The following is a 16,792-nucleotide window of genomic DNA, read 5'->3' as shown; positions in this document are numbered from 1 at the left end:
AAATGTATGAGAGATATACAGATATAGAGCTTTTAAAAATTTCGCAAAATGCTAGAAATTATGGATTAGAATTTGGAGAAAATATCGCACTTTTAGAGCTATTTTTCAAGGCTAAAAATTTTGAAATTCAAGGCTATGATTTAGAAAAAATCGCCCAAATATTTAACTCATTAGAAAATATAAAAGAGAAATTCCAACTCAGCAAATAATAAGTTAAATTTAGATAGAATGCCACCTTCATTTCACATATGCTAATCCTTGTTTAGTTGCAGCAAATGCCGCTGTTAAGGAGCGTAGAGGGAATAAACTAAATTTAATTTTAAGGAGAAACTCATGGTAACTATGAGAGATTTACTAGAGTGCGGTGTGCATTTTGGTCACCAAACAAGACGCTGGAATCCAAAGATGAAAAAATTCATTTTTGGCGAGAGAAAAGGCATTTATATAATAGATTTACAAAAAACTATTAGATATTTTAGATACACATATAATATAGTAAGAGACGCCGCAGCTGAAGGCAAAACTATACTATTTGTCGGCACTAAAAAACAAGCTGGTATCGCAGTAAAAGAGTATGCTGAAAAATGCGGTATGCCATATGTAAATCACAGATGGCTTGGCGGTATGATGACGAATTTTGGGACAATTAGACAATCTATAAGAAAGCTTGAAGTTATAGAAGCTATGGAAGAAGATGGCTCTATAAATTTATTAACTAAAAAAGAAGCCCTAATGCTTCGCCGTAAAAAAGAGAAATTAATCGCAACTCTAGGCGGTATTAGAAATATAAAAACACTTCCTGATATGATATTTGTAATCGATACAGTAAAAGAGAAGATCGCCGTTGCAGAAGCTAACAAATTGAAAATACCAGTTGTAGCACCAATCGATACAAACTGCGACCCAGATATTATCGACTACCCAATTCCAGGCAATGATGATGCGATAAGGAGCGTTCAACTATTCTGCCAAGAGATGGCTGAAGCGATAAATGAAGGTAAGGCTCTAAGAGATCAAGATGAGACCGCAGAAGAGATAGAAGCTCCAACTCAAGAAGAGAAAGATGAAGTATTAGCAGAAGCTATGTTTGAAAGCGAGGAAGAGTAATGGAAATTAGCGCAGGTATGGTAAAAGAGCTCCGTGAAAGCACCGGAGCTGGTATGATGGACTGCAAAAAGGCTCTTCAAGAAGCTAATGGAGATATGGAAAAAGCAGTTGATATACTAAGAGAAAAAGGTCTTGGTAAGGCTGCTAAAAAGGCTGATCGCCTAGCTAGTGAAGGTCTTGTAAGTGTGGTTGTAAGTGATGATAATAAAACAGCAACTATCACAGAGATTAACTCTGAAACTGACTTTGTGGCTAAAAATGCAACCTTTGTCGATCTAGTTAAAAATACAACTCTTCATGTACAGACAAACTCAATCACTACAGTTGATGAGCTAAAAGAGTCTAGCATAGGCGGAGTTAAATTTGAAGAGTATTTCCAAAGCCAAATCGCAACTATCGGCGAAAATTTAGTTGTAAGAAGATTTGAAACTATCAAAGCTAGTAAAAATGGGATTGTAGCTGGATATATCCACTCAAATAGCCGTGTGGGCGTTCTTATTGGTGCGGCTTGTGATTCTGAAGAGACAGCTAGTAAAATCCACGATTTCTTAAGAAATCTTTGTATGCACGCAGCTGCTATGAAGCCTCAAGTCATCAGCTATAAAGAGTTTGACCCTGAATTTATAGAAAAAGAGTATCTAGCTCTTAAAGGTGAGCTTGAAAAAGAAAACGAAGAGCTAGTTCGCCTTAAAAAGCCACTTCACAAAATACCAGAATTTGCTAGCCGTGCTCAATTAAGCGATGAAGTAATAGCTAAAGCAACTGAGAATTTAAAAGAAGAGCTAAGAAAACAAGGCAAACCTGAAGCCATCTGGGATAAAATCCTTCCAGGTCAAATCGATAGATATATAGCAGATAATACTCAATTAGACCAACGACTTACTCTTTTAGGGCAATTCTATGTAATGGATGATAAAAAAACTATTGAGCAAGTTATCACTGAAGAGGCTAAAAAACTTGGCGGTCAAATAGAAATCGTAAGCTATGTAAGATTTGAAGTAGGTGAAGGTCTAGAGAAAAAGAGCGAAGACTTTGCAGCTGAAGTAGCCGCTCAAATGGCTTAATAATGCTAAAAGCGTTGAATTTATCTCATAAATTTGACTATCAGCTTTTTAATAATATAAACTTAGATATAAAACCAGCTACCACCACCGCTATTATGGGGGTAAGTGGTAGCGGTAAATCTACAATTTTACACATTCTATCCACCCTTTTAAAACCAGTTAGCGGTGAAGTTATATACAATGATAAATCGCTTTATAATCTAACTAGCGATGAGCTTTTAAAAATTCGCAGATATGACTTTGGCATTATCTTTCAAGCACACTATCTATTTAAGGGGTTTAATGGGTTTGAAAATATCGAGCTTGCTACAATACTAAGCGGTCAAAACATAGAGACAAAACTATTAAAAGCTCTAAATATAGATAAGGTAATAAATCAAAAAATAGGCGAACTTAGCGGCGGACAGCAACAAAGAGTTAGTATCGCTAGAGTTTTAGCTAAAAAACCTAAAATAATATTTGCAGATGAGCCAACTGGAAATTTAGATCAAATAACCGCTAAAGAGGTAATGAGCGTAATATTTGACTATGTAAAGAGCAATGAAGCTGCTTTGGTATTAGTAACTCACGATGAAGATATGGCTAAATTATGCGATGATAGCTATCAATTAGCCAACTACACTCTAACTAAAATTTGATAATTATTAGGTTTATTTATAATTTTTAATAGAAATATAATGTATCCTTTATTAATTCTTAAATATATTTTTAAAATCTATATATTTTAAGTATAATTTAATATATAAATAGATAATATTGTAAAAACTATTTTTAAGGATATAAAATGGTAAGAATGACAATGCTTCAACATGCTTGTGTGCCAAAGGAGCTTCATCAAACATATGATCTATTAAAAATACTAGAAAAACAAGAGGAAGGGAAAAAAGATAATAAAGATGATAAAATCAAAGTTGAACTTAGTAGTAGTACGATAAATCAAACTACTATTAATAGCGATAATAAGCTAGATATTTTGGCTTAATATATAAATTTATAATTTATAGCGATTATCTATCTATAAATTATAAGATTTAAATTAGCAATATTATAAATTTTATTTATAAAGCTTTGTAAAAAATAGAGCTAAAAGCTTGGATTACCAAACCCAATAATCCAGCCTAAGCTACCAAATAGATTAAATCACGCATAAATTTATCTTTTTACTACCCTGCATGGATTTCCATACGCTAAGCTACCTTCTAAAATATCTTTAACTACGATACTTCCAGCACCTATGATTATATCTTGCTTTATTTTGATCCCTTGAATTACGCTACTTCCTATCCCTATCCACGATCGTTTGCCAACGCTTACAGCACCGGCTATAGCTACTCCAGGGCAGATATGAGCAAAATCATCTATTAGACAATCATGCTCTATTATAGCACCGCTATTTACGATAACTCCACTTCCAATTACGCTATTAGCATTTATTATCGCTCCTGGCATAACCACGCTTCCAACGCCGATTTGAACGCTATTAGATATGATGGCTGTAGGGTGGATTAGCGTAATTAACTCAAATCCGCTTGATAAAACCAAATTTTGTACTCTCGCTCTAGCCTCAGCATTGCCAATAGCGATTATAACTGGATATTTTGGTAGATTTGGGCTAAATTTCAACCCATCATTATCATCTAAAAATATTAAATTCCCATATCCATTTGCCATAGCAATATCAGCTACGACCTTAGCATGGCCGCCATTGCCATAGATATAAAGGCTAGTTGCAGCCATTGAATTTCTCCGTAGTTGCCATACCATCTTTATTTACCCCATCTTTTTTTATCACCTTTTTGATGGTTTGTATGGCGATTTTTATATCTAAAAATAAGCTTAAATTATCAGCATAAAATGTATCAAATTTAAATTTCTCCCCCCAGCTTATAGCGTTTCGCCCATTTACTTGAGCTAGACCTGTGATACCTGGACGGACATTATGGCGGCGTTTTTGCTCCTTTGAGTATAGCGGTAGATACTCTACTAAAAGCGGTCTAGGCCCTATAAAGCTCATATCGCCTTTTAATACATTAAAAAGTTGTGGTAGCTCATCTATGCTAAGCGCTCTAATCTTTTTGCCAAATTTGCCAAGGCGAATCTCATCGCTTAGCAAATTCCCATCACTATCTCTCTCATTACTCATTGAGCGAAATTTGTAAATTTTAAATATCTTTTCATCCTTGCCAGGACGAGACTGGGTAAATATCACAGGAGAGCCAAGCTCTCTTTTGATAGCAAAACAGGCCCATATCATCACAGGTAAGGTCAAAATAATCAAAATCAAAGCACCTAAAATATCAAATACTCTTTTAAAAAAATATCTATACACCTGCTAATGCCTTATAAAATTTAATATATTTTGTTGTTATAAGAGGTTGATTATAATTAGCCAATACTATATCTCTAGCATTTTTACCCATCTTAGTAGCTAATAAGCTATCATCTAAAAGAGTTGCTATCTTATTTGCTAAATCGACTGGATCTCTTATCTTGCAAATTAAGCCACTAACGCCATCATCTATAGCCTCTATGCAGCCATCGCAGTTGCTTACAACTGATGGTTTAGCCATACTCATAGCCTCTAAAATAGTGCGAGGAAATCCCTCTTTATAACTTGGCAAAACAAACATATAGCAAGATGCTAGCATATTTGCTATCTCATCACTCCAGCTTATGTGGGTTACATTGGTGCTAGATAAAAAGCTCTCATCAATGCTTGATGGATTATTAGGGTCGCTTGAGCCTACAAATACAAATTGACAATCATCTCTATCTTTTAATATCCTAGCTGCTTGGTAAAACTCCATAACACCTTTATCTTTTAATGCTCTAGCTACCATTAATATAATTTTTTTATCGCTGTTAAAGTTATATAGATTGAGAATTTGCGGATTAAATTTATTTGCATCCACGCCTACGCTTTTTATGCGAATGACCTTACTCTTTGGGATTAGATGATGATTTAGCATATAGTTTGGATCTGAATCATTAACAAAAATTGTAGCATTTGAGAGTCTAAAAGTGATAAAATATAGGATTTCAATAATATATCTAACAGCTATATTTTTAAATGAATTTGATGTGTAAAAGCTACCTAGCCCTTCAACTAAATTTACTATATATTTTATACCAGCTCTTTTAGCGGCTAGTGTGCCAAATATATTTGATTTGTGAGCTGAAGTTTGGATTAAATCCAAATTTAATGATTTTAATAATTTTGTTAAATTTTTTGTATCTTTAAACACCCTAAATGGATTTAAACTAGCCTTATCAATATCATAATTTATAAGCCTAAATTCCGCTTTAATCAGCTCATTATAACTACCCTTTGGCACAATAGCGATTACCTCATGCCCTAAATCTTTTAAAGCTCGCATAATAGGCAATCTAAAGTGATATATACTCATATCTGAATGGGATAAAAATCCTATTTTCATAGTGCTACCTTTTTAATTTATATACCTTAGCAGTTGGGTCTAATATCACAGGCTCAAATGGCGTTTTTTCATAATTCTCAAGCACATAAAGCTGGATAAAAGTGCTATTAAACATCTCCTTATCAAGCAAGATAAATCGCCCATAATCAACCATATAAATCAGATAAATATCAGCTAGATTATCTATATTGTGTATGCTCTTACTAAGTTTCATATTCTCATCATATTTGGTTTCTATGTAGCTATTTACTCTAAATTTTTGACCATTTAAATCGATATATGTGGCGTCATTTGAGATTATTATCCCATTATTTAGAGCAATTCCATCTTTTACTTGAGTGAAATTTGTAGCCACTACAAAGAACGGATCGGCCCACTCCTTGCCATTTAATAGATCCAAACGAGAAAATTTGCTAACTATAGGGAATATTCCTAGCATTCTATCTGGCAAAAAGTAGTATATATCACGACTTTTTTGTGGTAGATTAAATTTATCACTTTTAATATCGCTTAAAAATTTAGTTAAATCACTATAGTTATAATCTTTTAAGATTTGCTCTAAATTTTTGCCACCATAATCCTTCTCATAGCCCATTTGTGTATATTCTACCTCAAGTCTAGCCATATTGGCTGAGCTACTTGGTGGCATAGTTAGAGCATAACTAACTGCGTAATTCTCCCTGCCTAAATGCTTTCCACCATCAATTAGCGTCTTTGTATCGCTATAATATCTAATCACATATCCATAATCCCACCAAGCTAAGGTATAATCCTCCCTATCAGCTACCTTGCCTAATCTATCTAAAACGCTTACTTCTGTATTAAATAGCACACTTGATGGCTTATAATAATATATGTGTATAAGCGATGGGATTAGGGCTAAAACGCTTATAATCCCAGCTATTAAATTTAATCTTTTAACTTTTAATCTCTCAAGCATATAAAAAAGCAAAAATCCAAATCCCATAGCTATAATCGGAACCGCATAAATAGTAAATCTCAACCCACCCTTAAGAGCTAAAAAGCCAAGTCCAACCATAGGAATAGCTACTAAAAAAATCTTAAATTTCCTACAAAGAAGTATATACCCTATCACCCCAGCGATAAATATAATCCAATGTCCGCTAATCCTTTGAGTAAATAGCCCTAAATCTATTCTACCTGATTCCATAATAGTCTGATTGACATTATAAAAATAAAATTCAACCGAACTACTATCTCCAAGACTTCTAAATAGATAAAATTTAGCTTGAAACCATATAGGATTTAATCCACCAAAGATCACAAAAAGCGATAAAACCACCACAAAAAGCAAGCTCATCACCCTAAAATTTAGCAAATTTGACCTAAAATATATAAGCCCAAATAGCCCCAAAATCAAAGCCAATCTAAGTATATACCAAGCCGCACTAATAGCTAAAATCATAAATAAAATAGCCTGGTAATTACGCAAATTTTTACGCTCAAAAATCAGAGTATAAATAGCATAAAATATACTCATACCAACGCATAAAGTATAGCTAGATGGATACCACCAATTATACACTAGCATTGAAAAAGCGATGATTAAAAAAGATATTAAATCCCCTTTAAAGTGTAGCCTAATTAATCCCCAAATAGTAAAAAGCGGTAAAACGATAACAAGCATATCCGTATCATAATACCCAGCCATTGTGCGATTATAGTAGCTATTTGCGATAGAGCCAAGCAAACTAGCGACAAAAAACGCCTTAGCATAGCCAAATTCCCTACCTATTAATATCATCGGAATTACAATAAGTGAAGATAAAAATATACTTAAATACAATATAATTGTCTCTAGGCTAAATGGCAAAATTTTAGCTAATAAAAAAGTCAAGGTAGAAAGCGGTGCTCCATAGTAGCTAAGGTCATTTGGCTGATGAAAACCAGCTATCATATCCCTAGCACCCTCAGCATAAGCGTAGCCATCATTTGTGCTTATCATTAATTGGTTATTCCATATAAAATCGCTATAGCTACTTGCCCATATCACCCACTCCATTCTGCATAATAAAGCAAAGAAATAGGCTATTAAAATAAATATTGTAATTTGGTATCTATTTAAAATTTGCATATATTGCCTCTAACTCATCTATAAGATTTTTTGCTACTATCTTTTTATCAAATTCTCTAGCCCTTATAATAGCGTTTTTTTCATAATATTTGACAAAATCTGGCTCATCGATCGCCCTTTGCATAGCCTCTTGCGTTGCTTTTTGATCGCCAGTAGGCACAAGATAGCCCCATTGATTATCCCCAATTAGCTCTCTAGCACCGCTTTTATGATCGCTTGAAATTACTAATTTTTCACACGCTAAGGCTTCTATTAAAGCATTTGAAAATCCTTCAAATAAGCTTACAAAGACAAAAGCATAGCATTTTGCCATATATTTATATGGATTGTTATCAAATCCTAGCAAAAATACTCTATTTTCTAAATTCAACTCCCTTATCAACGCTTCTAATTTACCCCGTAAAACTCCATCGCCTAAGATAATTAGCGATTTATCGCAGTTTTTTAATCCCGCATAAGCTTTGATTAAAAGCTCATGATTTTTCCCACTATCTAATCTTCCCACACTTAGGAAAAACTCCTCCTTAAACTCAACTAACTCACTAGCTTTTTTTTGAATATCTTCAATGTCAATTGCGTTATAAAGCACTTTCATCTTATCCTTGCTAATGCCAAAATTATCGCTTAAATCGCTTAAATTCCCAAGGCTATTTGGATAGATGAAATCCGCCTTTGGATATAGCCATCTAAGTAAAAATTTGCTTATTTTAGACTTTAGAGTATTACTCGCATACAACACAGATGGGGTGGAGCACTCATTTAATACCAAGGGCTTTTTATCCCCAAAAATCCTAGCCAAAGCCGCTACATAGCAGGGGCGATTCATCCATACAAAGTGCAAGTTAGTCCCAAGCTCATCGCATAATTTTTTATATTTTAAAGCCAAAAATGGAAGTTTAGCAAATTTCAAAAATCCATTTTCAAATGGCTTTGAATTCTCCAAATAACAGATTTTAACAGAGTGAGGAATTTTATATGATATTGTATTATTCATCAAAACCAGATATACCTCATATCGCTTTATAAGCTCATTAAGTAGATTTGAGACCACTCTTTCAGCCCCACCGCCAGCCATTGAGTAGATAAATAGAGAGATTTTTTTCATTATTTTCCTTTTAACTCTTTGATTAGCTCCTCCCATTTAAGGACTATGCTTTGTGAGGAAAACCTATCTAAATTTATATTTTTTACTAAATTTTCTCTTAAATTTTCATCTTTAATCGCCCTTATGATAGAGTTGCTTAGTGCCTTTGGGCTAAAATCTTTAGCTATTAAAGCATCTATGTTATCACGCAATATCTCTAAAGCCCCAGCCGTTGGAGTGCTAATCCTAACTACTCCATAAGCTCCAGCCTCATTTAATACATTACCAAATGCCTCGCTAAGGCTAGGCAAAACCAAAATCTCTGCTCTTTGATATAGCTCTTCTATCTTGCTAATATGCCCTAAAAATTCAATATCTAGCCCCAAATTTTTAGCCTTTAGCTCAAGCTTTTTACGCTCACTACCATCTCCAGCGATTATAATCTTATACCCATTTAAAAGATTTTTATCTATTAAAGCAAGTGCTTCTAAATATAAATCATACCCCTTTACAGGCTCAAGCCTTCCCACGCTTAGGATTAGTTTCTCCTTTTTAATGCTATTTTGAGCTTTGAGATATAGCGGATTATATATAATTTTGCAATTTTTAACAAAATTATAATACTCCTTATCTACCTTGCTAAGCACTACTAAAGCATCGCAAAATCTATAGCTAATATCTCGTATTTTACGCCAAATTCGTGATTTTAGCAGATTATAACTAACATGCTCAGTAGCTATAATTTTAGGCTTTAAAAAGATAGTTGAGATAATCAAATTTATATTTGTTTGATCCATAAATGAGATGATTATATCAGGATTGCTCTTTTTTACATAGGCTCGGATTTTTAAAAATTTGCTAAATTTGCTTAGATAACTTCTATTTTCATAGATATTTAAATGCGTTAATTTACCGCTAATTTTATATAAATTTAAGTTCTCTTCAAAATAAATAGTCTCTATTTGATGATTTTTGCCAAGCTCACAGCTTAAAAGCTCCACCACCCTCTCAGCACCGCCATTTCTAAGGGCTGATATTACTAGCATTATTTTCACTTTATCGCCTTATTTATGAGATTTAGCCAATCTTGATAGATATTTTCTAAGCCAAATTTCGCCCTACTATTAAAGCCATTTTTTGCTAATTTATCTCTTAAATTCTCATCATTTATAACCAAATTTAACTTCTTAGCTAAGCTTTTAGGGCTAAAATCATCACTTATCAATCCATCTTCGCCATCGCAAATTAGCTCACAAGCCCCGATTGTAGGCGTAGCAACTCTAGCAACTTTATAAAAACAAGCCTCTATCAAAGCATTGCCAAGTCCTTCATTTCGTGAGCTAGATACTATGATTTTAGCTCGTTTATAGTGGCTTTGAATATCGCTAATTCTACCTAAAAATTTAATTTTATCACTACTAAACTCATCTTTTAATCTCTTAAACTCACCGCCATCGCCACAAATCTCAACTGCGTAATTGCCCAAATTACAATATTTAAGCGAATTTAAAAATATATCGCACCCCTTTATATTTTCCAATCTCCCTACAAATAGTATTAAATTCTCCTTTCTATCTTGACTTTTCCCATCAATATCGCCAAAAAATGGATTATATATCACAGATCTATTTTTCACATAGCTATAATATTGATAATCACTCCTACTAAGCACAGATAGCCCATCGCAAAGCGGATATAAGAGTCTTTTAGCTATTTTCCACTTCCAAGACAAAAGGCTATGATGGCTATGCTCGGTGATTATTAATCTTTGCTTTGAGCCTAAATTTGCCATCAAACAAAGCAAATTTGTGCTATCCATAAAGCTTATTATAATATCATACTTACTACTTTTAAAAATCTTTCTAAGAGCAAAAATCTTGCTAAATCGCTTTTTTAAATTTACCAAAAATCCGCCATTTAAAGCGGGTAAATTTATAATTTTAATACTTTTTTCAATCTCATAAAATGGCTTTTGATTATCAAATTTAATAATATCCACGCTATACTCATAGCTTAAGCGATTTGCTATTAGGCTAAGCACCCTCTCAGCACCGCCAAATCCAAGCGTAGTTATAACAAATCCAACTCTCAAAATCTCCCCCTAATCTTGCTTATCAAACTCGCCCTTTCCTTGCTACTAAGTATCATCACAAAAGCGATTAAATATCCAAAAATCAAAATAAAACCAAAATATAGTAAAAAATCAAACCAATTAGCAATATTTATCATATTTGAAACCGGATAGATAATAGCTACAATCAAAGCAAATACCATAAGATTTTTAAAATAAATAGGATAAAATGAGCCTAGCTTAAGACCTAAATTTGCCCCAGCATTAGCAATGTCAAATAGCGTAATCTTAAGCACAATTCCAACACTAATAGATATAGCTATCTCCTTTAACCCAAACTCAAAAAATATTAATCCAATAATTTGAATGCAAAATACACAAATAGCCATAAATAGCGTTACTAAAGCTGGTCGCTTAAGCTTATCTGTGATTAAATTTATACTAATTAGTGGTCTAGAACTAGCAAAAACAATAGATGGTAAAAGCGATATTAATACCAGCTCATAGATATACTCTATCTGGCTTAAACTCTTAAAAGGTAGCCAAAGCCTATAAAACTCATCAGCCAAAACCATAAAAACCGCAATCGGTGGCAACGCTATAAAACTTATGCTTTTAAGGGCTAAAATCACCTCATCTCTAAGCGGTTTATTATCTGAGTGTAGCTTAATAAATCGTGGATTCCAAGCCACTGCTGTTGTGATGACAAAGCTCTCAATAATCATAGTTACAGACCTTGATAGAGCCAAAATCCCCATACTAATAGCACTAATAAAGATATTAACTAAAAGCAAACTAACCCCGCTTAATAGCACCTGACTAAGCATATTTAAGCTATTAAATAGCCCACTTCTAACTAGAACTTTGATGAATTTAATCCTAAAATATTTAGGGGTAAATTTCAGATTTAATCCAAATTTGCGGTTTAAAAATAGAGCGCTAAAAAATACAAAAATCGATGATATTAAAGCCGCCACCGCAGTATAATATATCATCGCATCAAATAGCCAAAATAGCCCAAGAACAAAAACGGCGTATATAGCCGTAGAGATCGCATTTCTAATCGATATTAGATACATTTGGTTTTTGATAAAGGCATGAACGCTAAAAATAGCATTAAATAACCCAATACTAAAATTGACAAAATATATCGCCATAGTCATTCTAACATCGCTTAAAAGAGCATTTGAGATATTTATTATGGATTGAATTTCAATCAAAAATATAATTGATATAAAAGCTATAATAAGACTAAATCCAAAATTAGCCATCAAAACAGAGCTATAAAATTTAGAAGCTTTGATGAAGTTGCCCTTATGATATTCACAAGCGATAAATCTACTAGCTACGGAGTTGATTACAAGAGCAAGGATAAATCCGTAATTTACAAGCGAATTTGCCAAAGCTAAAAATCCATACGCCTCATCGCCTAAAACCTTTAAAATATACGGGGTTAAAAAGAAATTAATAGCCGTTTGCAAAGCAAAAACGACTATGGTAGTTAGCAAATTTAAATACATCTATTTAAGCGATATTTGCGAAATAAAATAAAATTTAACTGCCATAATTTTCCTTAAAAATTTATCTTTTGCATTTTAGCTAAATTTAGATAATTGATTGCTTATAATATTAATTTTAAAATCTTAATTTCATTTAAAGAGATGGTAAATTTAAGCCAAAATCCACATTTGATTTAAAAAGATTAATTTTTTACAATTATATATTAGATTTGGTCTTAAATTTAAGCCAAGATTAGATAATATTGTAAATTCTAAAATTTCCAAGGGATTAGATATGGATTATTTGGCACTAGCTAAAAAGTATAAAACTCCGCTTTATATATATGATTTTGATCATATTACCGCTCAATATAATAAGCTAAAAAGAGAATTTAACGCTAGAAAGTCGCTCATTTGCTACGCTGTAAAGGCTAATTCAAATTTAAGTATTTTAAAGCATATTGCCACCCTTGGGGGCGGATTTGACTGCGTAAGTATCGGAGAAGTAAAAAGAGCCTTATTAGCAGGTGCTAGTAACTATAAGATAATCTATAGTGGCGTTGGCAAGAGCGATGAAGAGATCAAAGAGGCTTTAAATTTAGATATTTTAATGATAAATTTAGAGAGTTACGCAGAGATGCAAAGGGTGGAGATAATAGCTAAAGAGTTAAATAAAAAGGCTAGAATTTCAGTGCGAGTAAATCCAAATGTAGATCCAAAAACCCACCCATATATCTCCACAGGATTAAATAAAAATAAATTTGGCGTTAGCATAGATGAAGCTAGAAAAATCTACTTACACTCCCATAAAAGCGATCATTTAGACCCAGTTGGTATCCACTGCCATATAGGAAGTCAGTTAAGTGATATAAGCCCTGTTATAGAAGCAGCAAATATCGTTAGCAGCTTGCTTAGCGAGTTAAGAGTAGCTCAAATAGATATTAAATTTTTTGATATTGGTGGAGGGATAGGAATAAGATATAAAGATGAAAATGAGCCAAATTTATATGAATACGCTCAAGGGATTTTAGCCGCTTTAAAAGGACAAGATACCACAATAATCTGCGAACCAGGTAGATTTATAGTAGGAAATAGCGGCGAATTACTCACTAGCGTATTATATGAAAAAAGCAATGTAGATAAAAATTTTCTCATCGTAGATGCTGCGATGAATGATCTACTCCGCCCAAGTCTATATGATGCTTATCACGAGATAGTAGCCTTAAAAGATGGAGAAAAGAGAGTTTATGATGTGGTAGGCCCAATTTGTGAAAGCGGGGATTTTCTAGCTAAGGATATAGAACTTCCAAAGTTACAGCACGGCGATTTATTAGTTATCAAATCAGCTGGAGCATATGGATACTCAATGTCTAGCAACTACAACACAAGAGGTCGTGCCGCACAAATTGCTATAGAAAATGGCATAGATCGCTTAATAGGCAAAAGAGAGAGCTTTGAAGATATGATAAGAAGTGAGAAGGAATTTATATAATGTATTTTATAGATGTGCAAGGTACATTAATTAGCGATAGCGATAAAAGCCCTATTAATGGTGCTTGTAAGCTGATTGAGAGTTTGAATTTAAATCAAATTCCATATGTCGTTATCACAAATAATACTAAAGTTAAAAGCGATGAGTTTTTAGGCTCATTAAGAGCTAAAGGCTTAGCTATAAAAGATGGCGCCTATCTAGATCCATTTTGCGTGCTAAATGAGAGTATATCGCCTTGTAATGTCGCTTTATTTGGCGCTATGGAATTTATAGATACTATGCAAAATCTAGGCTACACTCAAGATAAAAATAGCCCAAAAGCGATTTTGATTGCTAGTTGGGATAAATTTAGCTTTGATGATTTTGCTACTATTAATGAACTTGCCTTAAAAGGCATTAAAATCATTGCAATGCATGAAACTAGCATTTATAAGAAAAATGGGAGATTATATCCTGGTGTTGGAGCCATTGCTGCTATGGTCTCTTATGCTACTGGGGCTAGTTTTGATAGTATTGGTAAGCCAAGCTTGGGATTTTATACAGCTGCACTTAAGCTACTAAAAGCACAAAATAGCAAAGCAGAATTTAAAAATATCACTATAATAAGCGATGACGCAACTGGGGATTTATATGGGGCTAAAGAGCTTAATATGAAAACTAGCCTAGTATTAAGTGGTAAGATAAGCAAAGATAATATATCAAATTTAAATCGTGATAAAATCGATAATATCTATGATGATGTAAGCCAAATTTTGGAGATTGTGCGATGAGTATCGATGATTTAAGAGTTAGTATTGATAAGATAGATGATGAAATTTTAAGCTTATTAAATCAAAGAATGGAATTTGTAAAAAAAATAGGTGAATTAAAAATCAACTCAAACACACCAATCTACCGCCCAGAGCGTGAAAAAGCCATACTAACAAGGCTAAAATCTAACCCCCAAAACAACCTAAGCCACAAGGCAATTGATGCTATATATCTAGAGATTTTCTCTGTTAGTAGAAATCTTGAGCTACCTCAAAAGGTAGCCTTCCTAGGCCCAGTTGGAACCTACACTCATCAAGCAGCTCAAAGCAGATTTGGGGCAACTAGTAGCTATGTGGCTATCAGCTCCATTGAAGGGGTTTTTAGAGAGCTTAGCAATAAAGAGGCAAAATATGGAGTTGTGCCGATAGAAAATAACACCGAAGGCGCAGTAGGAGCTACCCTTGATTGCCTTAGAAAGTATGAAAATGTCAAGATTGTAGCTGAAATTTATATGGATATTCACCATAGTTTTGCTAGTTTAAGCCAAAATTTAAGCAGTATAAATAAAATCTACTCCCATCCGCAAGGCTACAATCAATGCCACAATTTTTTAGATGATCATACTCTAACTTCAGTTGAGTTTATACCGACTAAATCAACGGCTCAAGCGGCACTTTTAGCCTCGCAAGATCCAAATTCAGCCGCCATTTGCTCCAAAATAGCTGCTTATATAAACAAAATACCAATAATGTTTGAAAAAATTGAAGATAATCTAGCAAATAAAACAAGATTTTTTGTATTAAGTGATTTTAAAAACATTAAAAGTAGGTGCGATAAAACCAGCATTTTAGCACTCACGGCTCATCGCCCAGGCGGACTTGTAGAGCTTTTAAATATGTTTAAAGATGGCGGAATAAATCTAACTAAGCTTGAGAGCAGACCGATAAAGCAAAAGGATTTTAAAACCATATTTTATATCGATTTTGAAGGTCATATAGATGATGATAATGTAAATTCTGTTTTAAAAAATGCTAGTAAAAACGGCCATGAGATCACCTGGCTAGGTAGCTACTTAAATCAAGAAGGACAAGAATGAATTTCAACCCACAAATATCAAATTTACCAATATATGAAGCTGGAAAGCCAATTGAGTTAGTCATTAGAGAATTTGGTATAAATCCAAAGGATATAATCAAATTAGCAAGTAATGAAAATCCACTAGGCTGCTCGCCACTTGCCTTAGAAGCTATGGAAAAATCGATACAAAAAGCAAATTTATATCCAGATGATAGCTACTATGAGTTAAAGGACTCTTTAGCAAATTTATATAATATAAATAGCAAAAATATCGTCATAGGAAGCGGAAGCGATCAAGTAATAGAGTTTATAATGCATGCTAAATTAAACCCTAGCCTCGCTATGCTGTGCGCTGGAATTACCTTTGCAATGTATGAAATTTATGCTAAACATATAGGAGCTAAAATCTATAAAACTCAAAGCCACAAACACGATATAAATGAGCTAAAAGAGCTATATAATCAGCATAAAGATGAGATTAAAGTTATATTTTTATGCTTACCAAATAATCCACTTGGAGAGTGCTTAGATGCTAGTGATGTCTATGAGTTTATCTCTAGCGTGGATAAGGATACGCTAGTAGTAATCGATGGAGCTTATATGGAATTTGCTAAATTCAAAGATAGCAAAAAAGCCATAAATCCAAAAGATATAGTATCCTTGCCAAATGCGATCTACCTAGGCACATTCTCTAAAGCTTATGGCCTTGGCGGAATGAGAGTTGGATATGGGATTGCAAATGAGCTAATAATCACCGCAATTAGTAAGCTTAGAGCACCATTTAATATCACAACCCCAAGCCTAGCTGCGGCTATAGCAGCTATAAAAGATCAAGACTTCATAGCTCAAACTCTAAAAAACAATCTAAAAGAGATGAGCGTATATGAGAAATTTGCTAAAGATAATGATATAGAGTTTATCCCAAGCTATACAAATTTCATAACATTTATATTTGATAATAGCAAAAATTCAACCCAAATTTGCGATAATCTCCTAAAAAAGGGGATAATCTTGCGTAACTTGCAAAGCTATGGCTTAAACGCTATTCGCATCACAATTGGCACAAGTATGCAAAATACAAAAGTCTTAGAAGCACTTAAAAAGGAAATTTGATAG

17 protein-coding genes are annotated in these 16,792 nt (G+C 33.5%); 9 read left to right on the top strand and 8 right to left on the bottom strand.

The annotated features are described in order from the left end of the window. The first annotated feature begins 2 nt into the window (after window positions 1-2). From CSUIS_RS01040 to CSUIS_RS01020, 5 genes are all read left to right on the top strand, one after another. Window positions 3-209, top strand: coding sequence for a hypothetical protein (locus CSUIS_RS01040; RefSeq protein WP_086242354.1), 207 nt, complete (start codon window positions 3-5; stop codon window positions 207-209). A gap of 124 nt (window positions 210-333) precedes the next feature. Further along, on the top strand, window positions 334-1,107 hold the full coding sequence (rpsB, locus tag CSUIS_RS01035) for a 30S ribosomal protein S2 (RefSeq protein WP_086296761.1): 774 nt from the start codon (window positions 334-336) through the stop codon (window positions 1,105-1,107). Further along, a complete protein-coding gene (tsf, locus tag CSUIS_RS01030) occupies window positions 1,107-2,171 on the top strand; it encodes a translation elongation factor Ts (protein ID WP_086296760.1) in 1,065 nt (354 codons plus the stop codon). Before rpsB ends, tsf begins: the two co-directional genes overlap by 1 nt. A 2-nt stretch (window positions 2,172-2,173) precedes the next feature. Then, complete coding sequence (locus CSUIS_RS01025) at window positions 2,174-2,809, top strand: ABC transporter ATP-binding protein (RefSeq protein WP_086296759.1); 636 nt, start codon at window positions 2,174-2,176, stop codon at window positions 2,807-2,809. Between the two features lie 146 nt (window positions 2,810-2,955). Next, a complete protein-coding gene (locus CSUIS_RS01020; protein WP_086293435.1) occupies window positions 2,956-3,153 on the top strand; it encodes a hypothetical protein in 198 nt (65 codons plus the stop codon). 170 nt (window positions 3,154-3,323) lie between these two features. On the opposite strand, the gene pglD is transcribed toward CSUIS_RS01020, so the two are convergent. From pglD to CSUIS_RS00980, 8 genes are read right to left on the bottom strand one after another with little or no spacing between them, the layout of a single operon-like run. Beyond that, entirely contained in the window at window positions 3,324-3,908 is a 585-nt protein-coding gene (pglD, locus tag CSUIS_RS01015) for a UDP-N-acetylbacillosamine N-acetyltransferase (protein ID WP_086296758.1), read from the bottom strand. Then, window positions 3,895-4,500, bottom strand: coding sequence for an undecaprenyl phosphate N,N'-diacetylbacillosamine 1-phosphate transferase (gene pglC, locus CSUIS_RS01010; RefSeq protein WP_086242352.1), 606 nt, complete (start codon window positions 4,498-4,500; stop codon window positions 3,895-3,897). Before pglC ends, pglD begins: the two co-directional genes overlap by 14 nt. Next, window positions 4,493-5,608: a N,N'-diacetylbacillosaminyl-diphospho-undecaprenol alpha-1,3-N-acetylgalactosaminyltransferase gene (pglA, locus tag CSUIS_RS01005; RefSeq protein ID WP_086296757.1), complete on the bottom strand. Its 1,116-nt coding sequence runs from the start codon at window positions 5,606-5,608 to the stop codon at window positions 4,493-4,495. The genes pglC and pglA overlap by 8 nt, the downstream gene beginning before the upstream one ends. 4 nt (window positions 5,609-5,612) lie before the next feature. Further along, window positions 5,613-7,703: an STT3 domain-containing protein gene (locus CSUIS_RS01000; RefSeq protein ID WP_086296756.1), complete on the bottom strand. Its 2,091-nt coding sequence runs from the start codon at window positions 7,701-7,703 to the stop codon at window positions 5,613-5,615. After that, complete coding sequence (pglJ, locus tag CSUIS_RS00995; protein WP_086237031.1) at window positions 7,687-8,808, bottom strand: N-acetylgalactosamine-N,N'-diacetylbacillosaminyl-diphospho-undecaprenol 4-alpha-N-acetylgalactosaminyltransferase; 1,122 nt, start codon at window positions 8,806-8,808, stop codon at window positions 7,687-7,689. Before pglJ ends, CSUIS_RS01000 begins: the two co-directional genes overlap by 17 nt. Beyond that, window positions 8,808-9,833 carry a glycosyltransferase gene (locus CSUIS_RS00990; RefSeq protein WP_236845283.1) on the bottom strand — a complete coding sequence of 342 codons (1,026 nt, stop codon included), beginning with the start codon at window positions 9,831-9,833 and terminating at the stop codon, window positions 8,808-8,810. Before CSUIS_RS00990 ends, pglJ begins: the two co-directional genes overlap by 1 nt. Before the next feature lie 5 nt (window positions 9,834-9,838). Then, window positions 9,839-10,879 (bottom strand): glycosyltransferase, encoded by a 1,041-nt coding sequence (locus CSUIS_RS00985; protein WP_086237033.1) that lies wholly within the window; start codon window positions 10,877-10,879, stop codon window positions 9,839-9,841. Next, complete coding sequence (locus CSUIS_RS00980) at window positions 10,876-12,378, bottom strand: MATE family efflux transporter (RefSeq protein ID WP_086296755.1); 1,503 nt, start codon at window positions 12,376-12,378, stop codon at window positions 10,876-10,878. The genes CSUIS_RS00985 and CSUIS_RS00980 overlap by 4 nt, the downstream gene beginning before the upstream one ends. A 274-nt stretch (window positions 12,379-12,652) precedes the next feature. Here CSUIS_RS00980 and lysA point away from each other — a divergent pair, with 274 nt between their 5' ends. From lysA to hisC, 4 genes are read left to right on the top strand one after another with little or no spacing between them, the layout of a single operon-like run. Continuing rightward, entirely contained in the window at window positions 12,653-13,849 is a 1,197-nt protein-coding gene (gene lysA / locus CSUIS_RS00975; protein ID WP_086242349.1) for a diaminopimelate decarboxylase, read from the top strand. Continuing rightward, a complete protein-coding gene (locus tag CSUIS_RS00970; protein ID WP_086296754.1) occupies window positions 13,849-14,619 on the top strand; it encodes an HAD-IIA family hydrolase in 771 nt (256 codons plus the stop codon). The genes lysA and CSUIS_RS00970 overlap by 1 nt, the downstream gene beginning before the upstream one ends. Further along, the gene (gene pheA / locus CSUIS_RS00965; protein WP_086242347.1) at window positions 14,616-15,695 is read left to right on the top strand and encodes a prephenate dehydratase; all 1,080 of its coding nucleotides are present in this window, start codon (window positions 14,616-14,618) and stop codon (window positions 15,693-15,695) included. The genes CSUIS_RS00970 and pheA overlap by 4 nt, the downstream gene beginning before the upstream one ends. After that, window positions 15,692-16,789 carry a histidinol-phosphate transaminase gene (hisC, locus tag CSUIS_RS00960; RefSeq protein ID WP_086296753.1) on the top strand — a complete coding sequence of 366 codons (1,098 nt, stop codon included), beginning with the start codon at window positions 15,692-15,694 and terminating at the stop codon, window positions 16,787-16,789. Before pheA ends, hisC begins: the two co-directional genes overlap by 4 nt. Window positions 16,790-16,792 lie beyond the last annotated feature (3 nt).

Origin of the sequence: Campylobacter porcelli (genome assembly GCF_002139855.1) — a bacterium.
Taxonomy (GTDB): Bacteria; Campylobacterota; Campylobacteria; order Campylobacterales; family Campylobacteraceae; genus Campylobacter; species Campylobacter porcelli.
The sequence above is the reverse complement of the archived record's forward strand: the minus strand, read 5'-3'. Positions and strand labels throughout refer to the sequence as shown.

Bases quoted from the DNA above. Each gene is read 5' to 3' on its own strand.
- pglJ (WP_086237031.1), bottom strand. From the start codon at position 8,808: ATGAAAAAAATCTCTCTATTTATCTACTCAATGGCTGGCGGTGGGGCT.
- CSUIS_RS01000 (WP_086296756.1), bottom strand. From the start codon at position 7,703: ATGCAAATTTTAAATAGATACCAAATTACAATATTTATTTTAATAGCC.
- rpsB (WP_086296761.1), top strand. From the start codon at position 334: ATGGTAACTATGAGAGATTTACTAGAGTGCGGTGTGCATTTTGGTCAC.
- CSUIS_RS01025 (WP_086296759.1), top strand. From the start codon at position 2,174: ATGCTAAAAGCGTTGAATTTATCTCATAAATTTGACTATCAGCTTTTT.
- pglD (WP_086296758.1), bottom strand. From the start codon at position 3,908: ATGGCTGCAACTAGCCTTTATATCTATGGCAATGGCGGCCATGCTAAG.
- hisC (WP_086296753.1), top strand. From the start codon at position 15,692: ATGAATTTCAACCCACAAATATCAAATTTACCAATATATGAAGCTGGA.
- pglA (WP_086296757.1), bottom strand. From the start codon at position 5,608: ATGAAAATAGGATTTTTATCCCATTCAGATATGAGTATATATCACTTT.
- CSUIS_RS00990 (WP_236845283.1), bottom strand. From the start codon at position 9,833: ATGCTAGTAATATCAGCCCTTAGAAATGGCGGTGCTGAGAGGGTGGTG.
- CSUIS_RS00980 (WP_086296755.1), bottom strand. From the start codon at position 12,378: ATGTATTTAAATTTGCTAACTACCATAGTCGTTTTTGCTTTGCAAACG.
- pheA (WP_086242347.1), top strand. From the start codon at position 14,616: ATGAGTATCGATGATTTAAGAGTTAGTATTGATAAGATAGATGATGAA.
- tsf (WP_086296760.1), top strand. From the start codon at position 1,107: ATGGAAATTAGCGCAGGTATGGTAAAAGAGCTCCGTGAAAGCACCGGA.
- CSUIS_RS01040 (WP_086242354.1), top strand. From the start codon at position 3: ATGTATGAGAGATATACAGATATAGAGCTTTTAAAAATTTCGCAAAAT.
- lysA (WP_086242349.1), top strand. From the start codon at position 12,653: ATGGATTATTTGGCACTAGCTAAAAAGTATAAAACTCCGCTTTATATA.
- CSUIS_RS01020 (WP_086293435.1), top strand. From the start codon at position 2,956: ATGGTAAGAATGACAATGCTTCAACATGCTTGTGTGCCAAAGGAGCTT.
- CSUIS_RS00970 (WP_086296754.1), top strand. From the start codon at position 13,849: ATGTATTTTATAGATGTGCAAGGTACATTAATTAGCGATAGCGATAAA.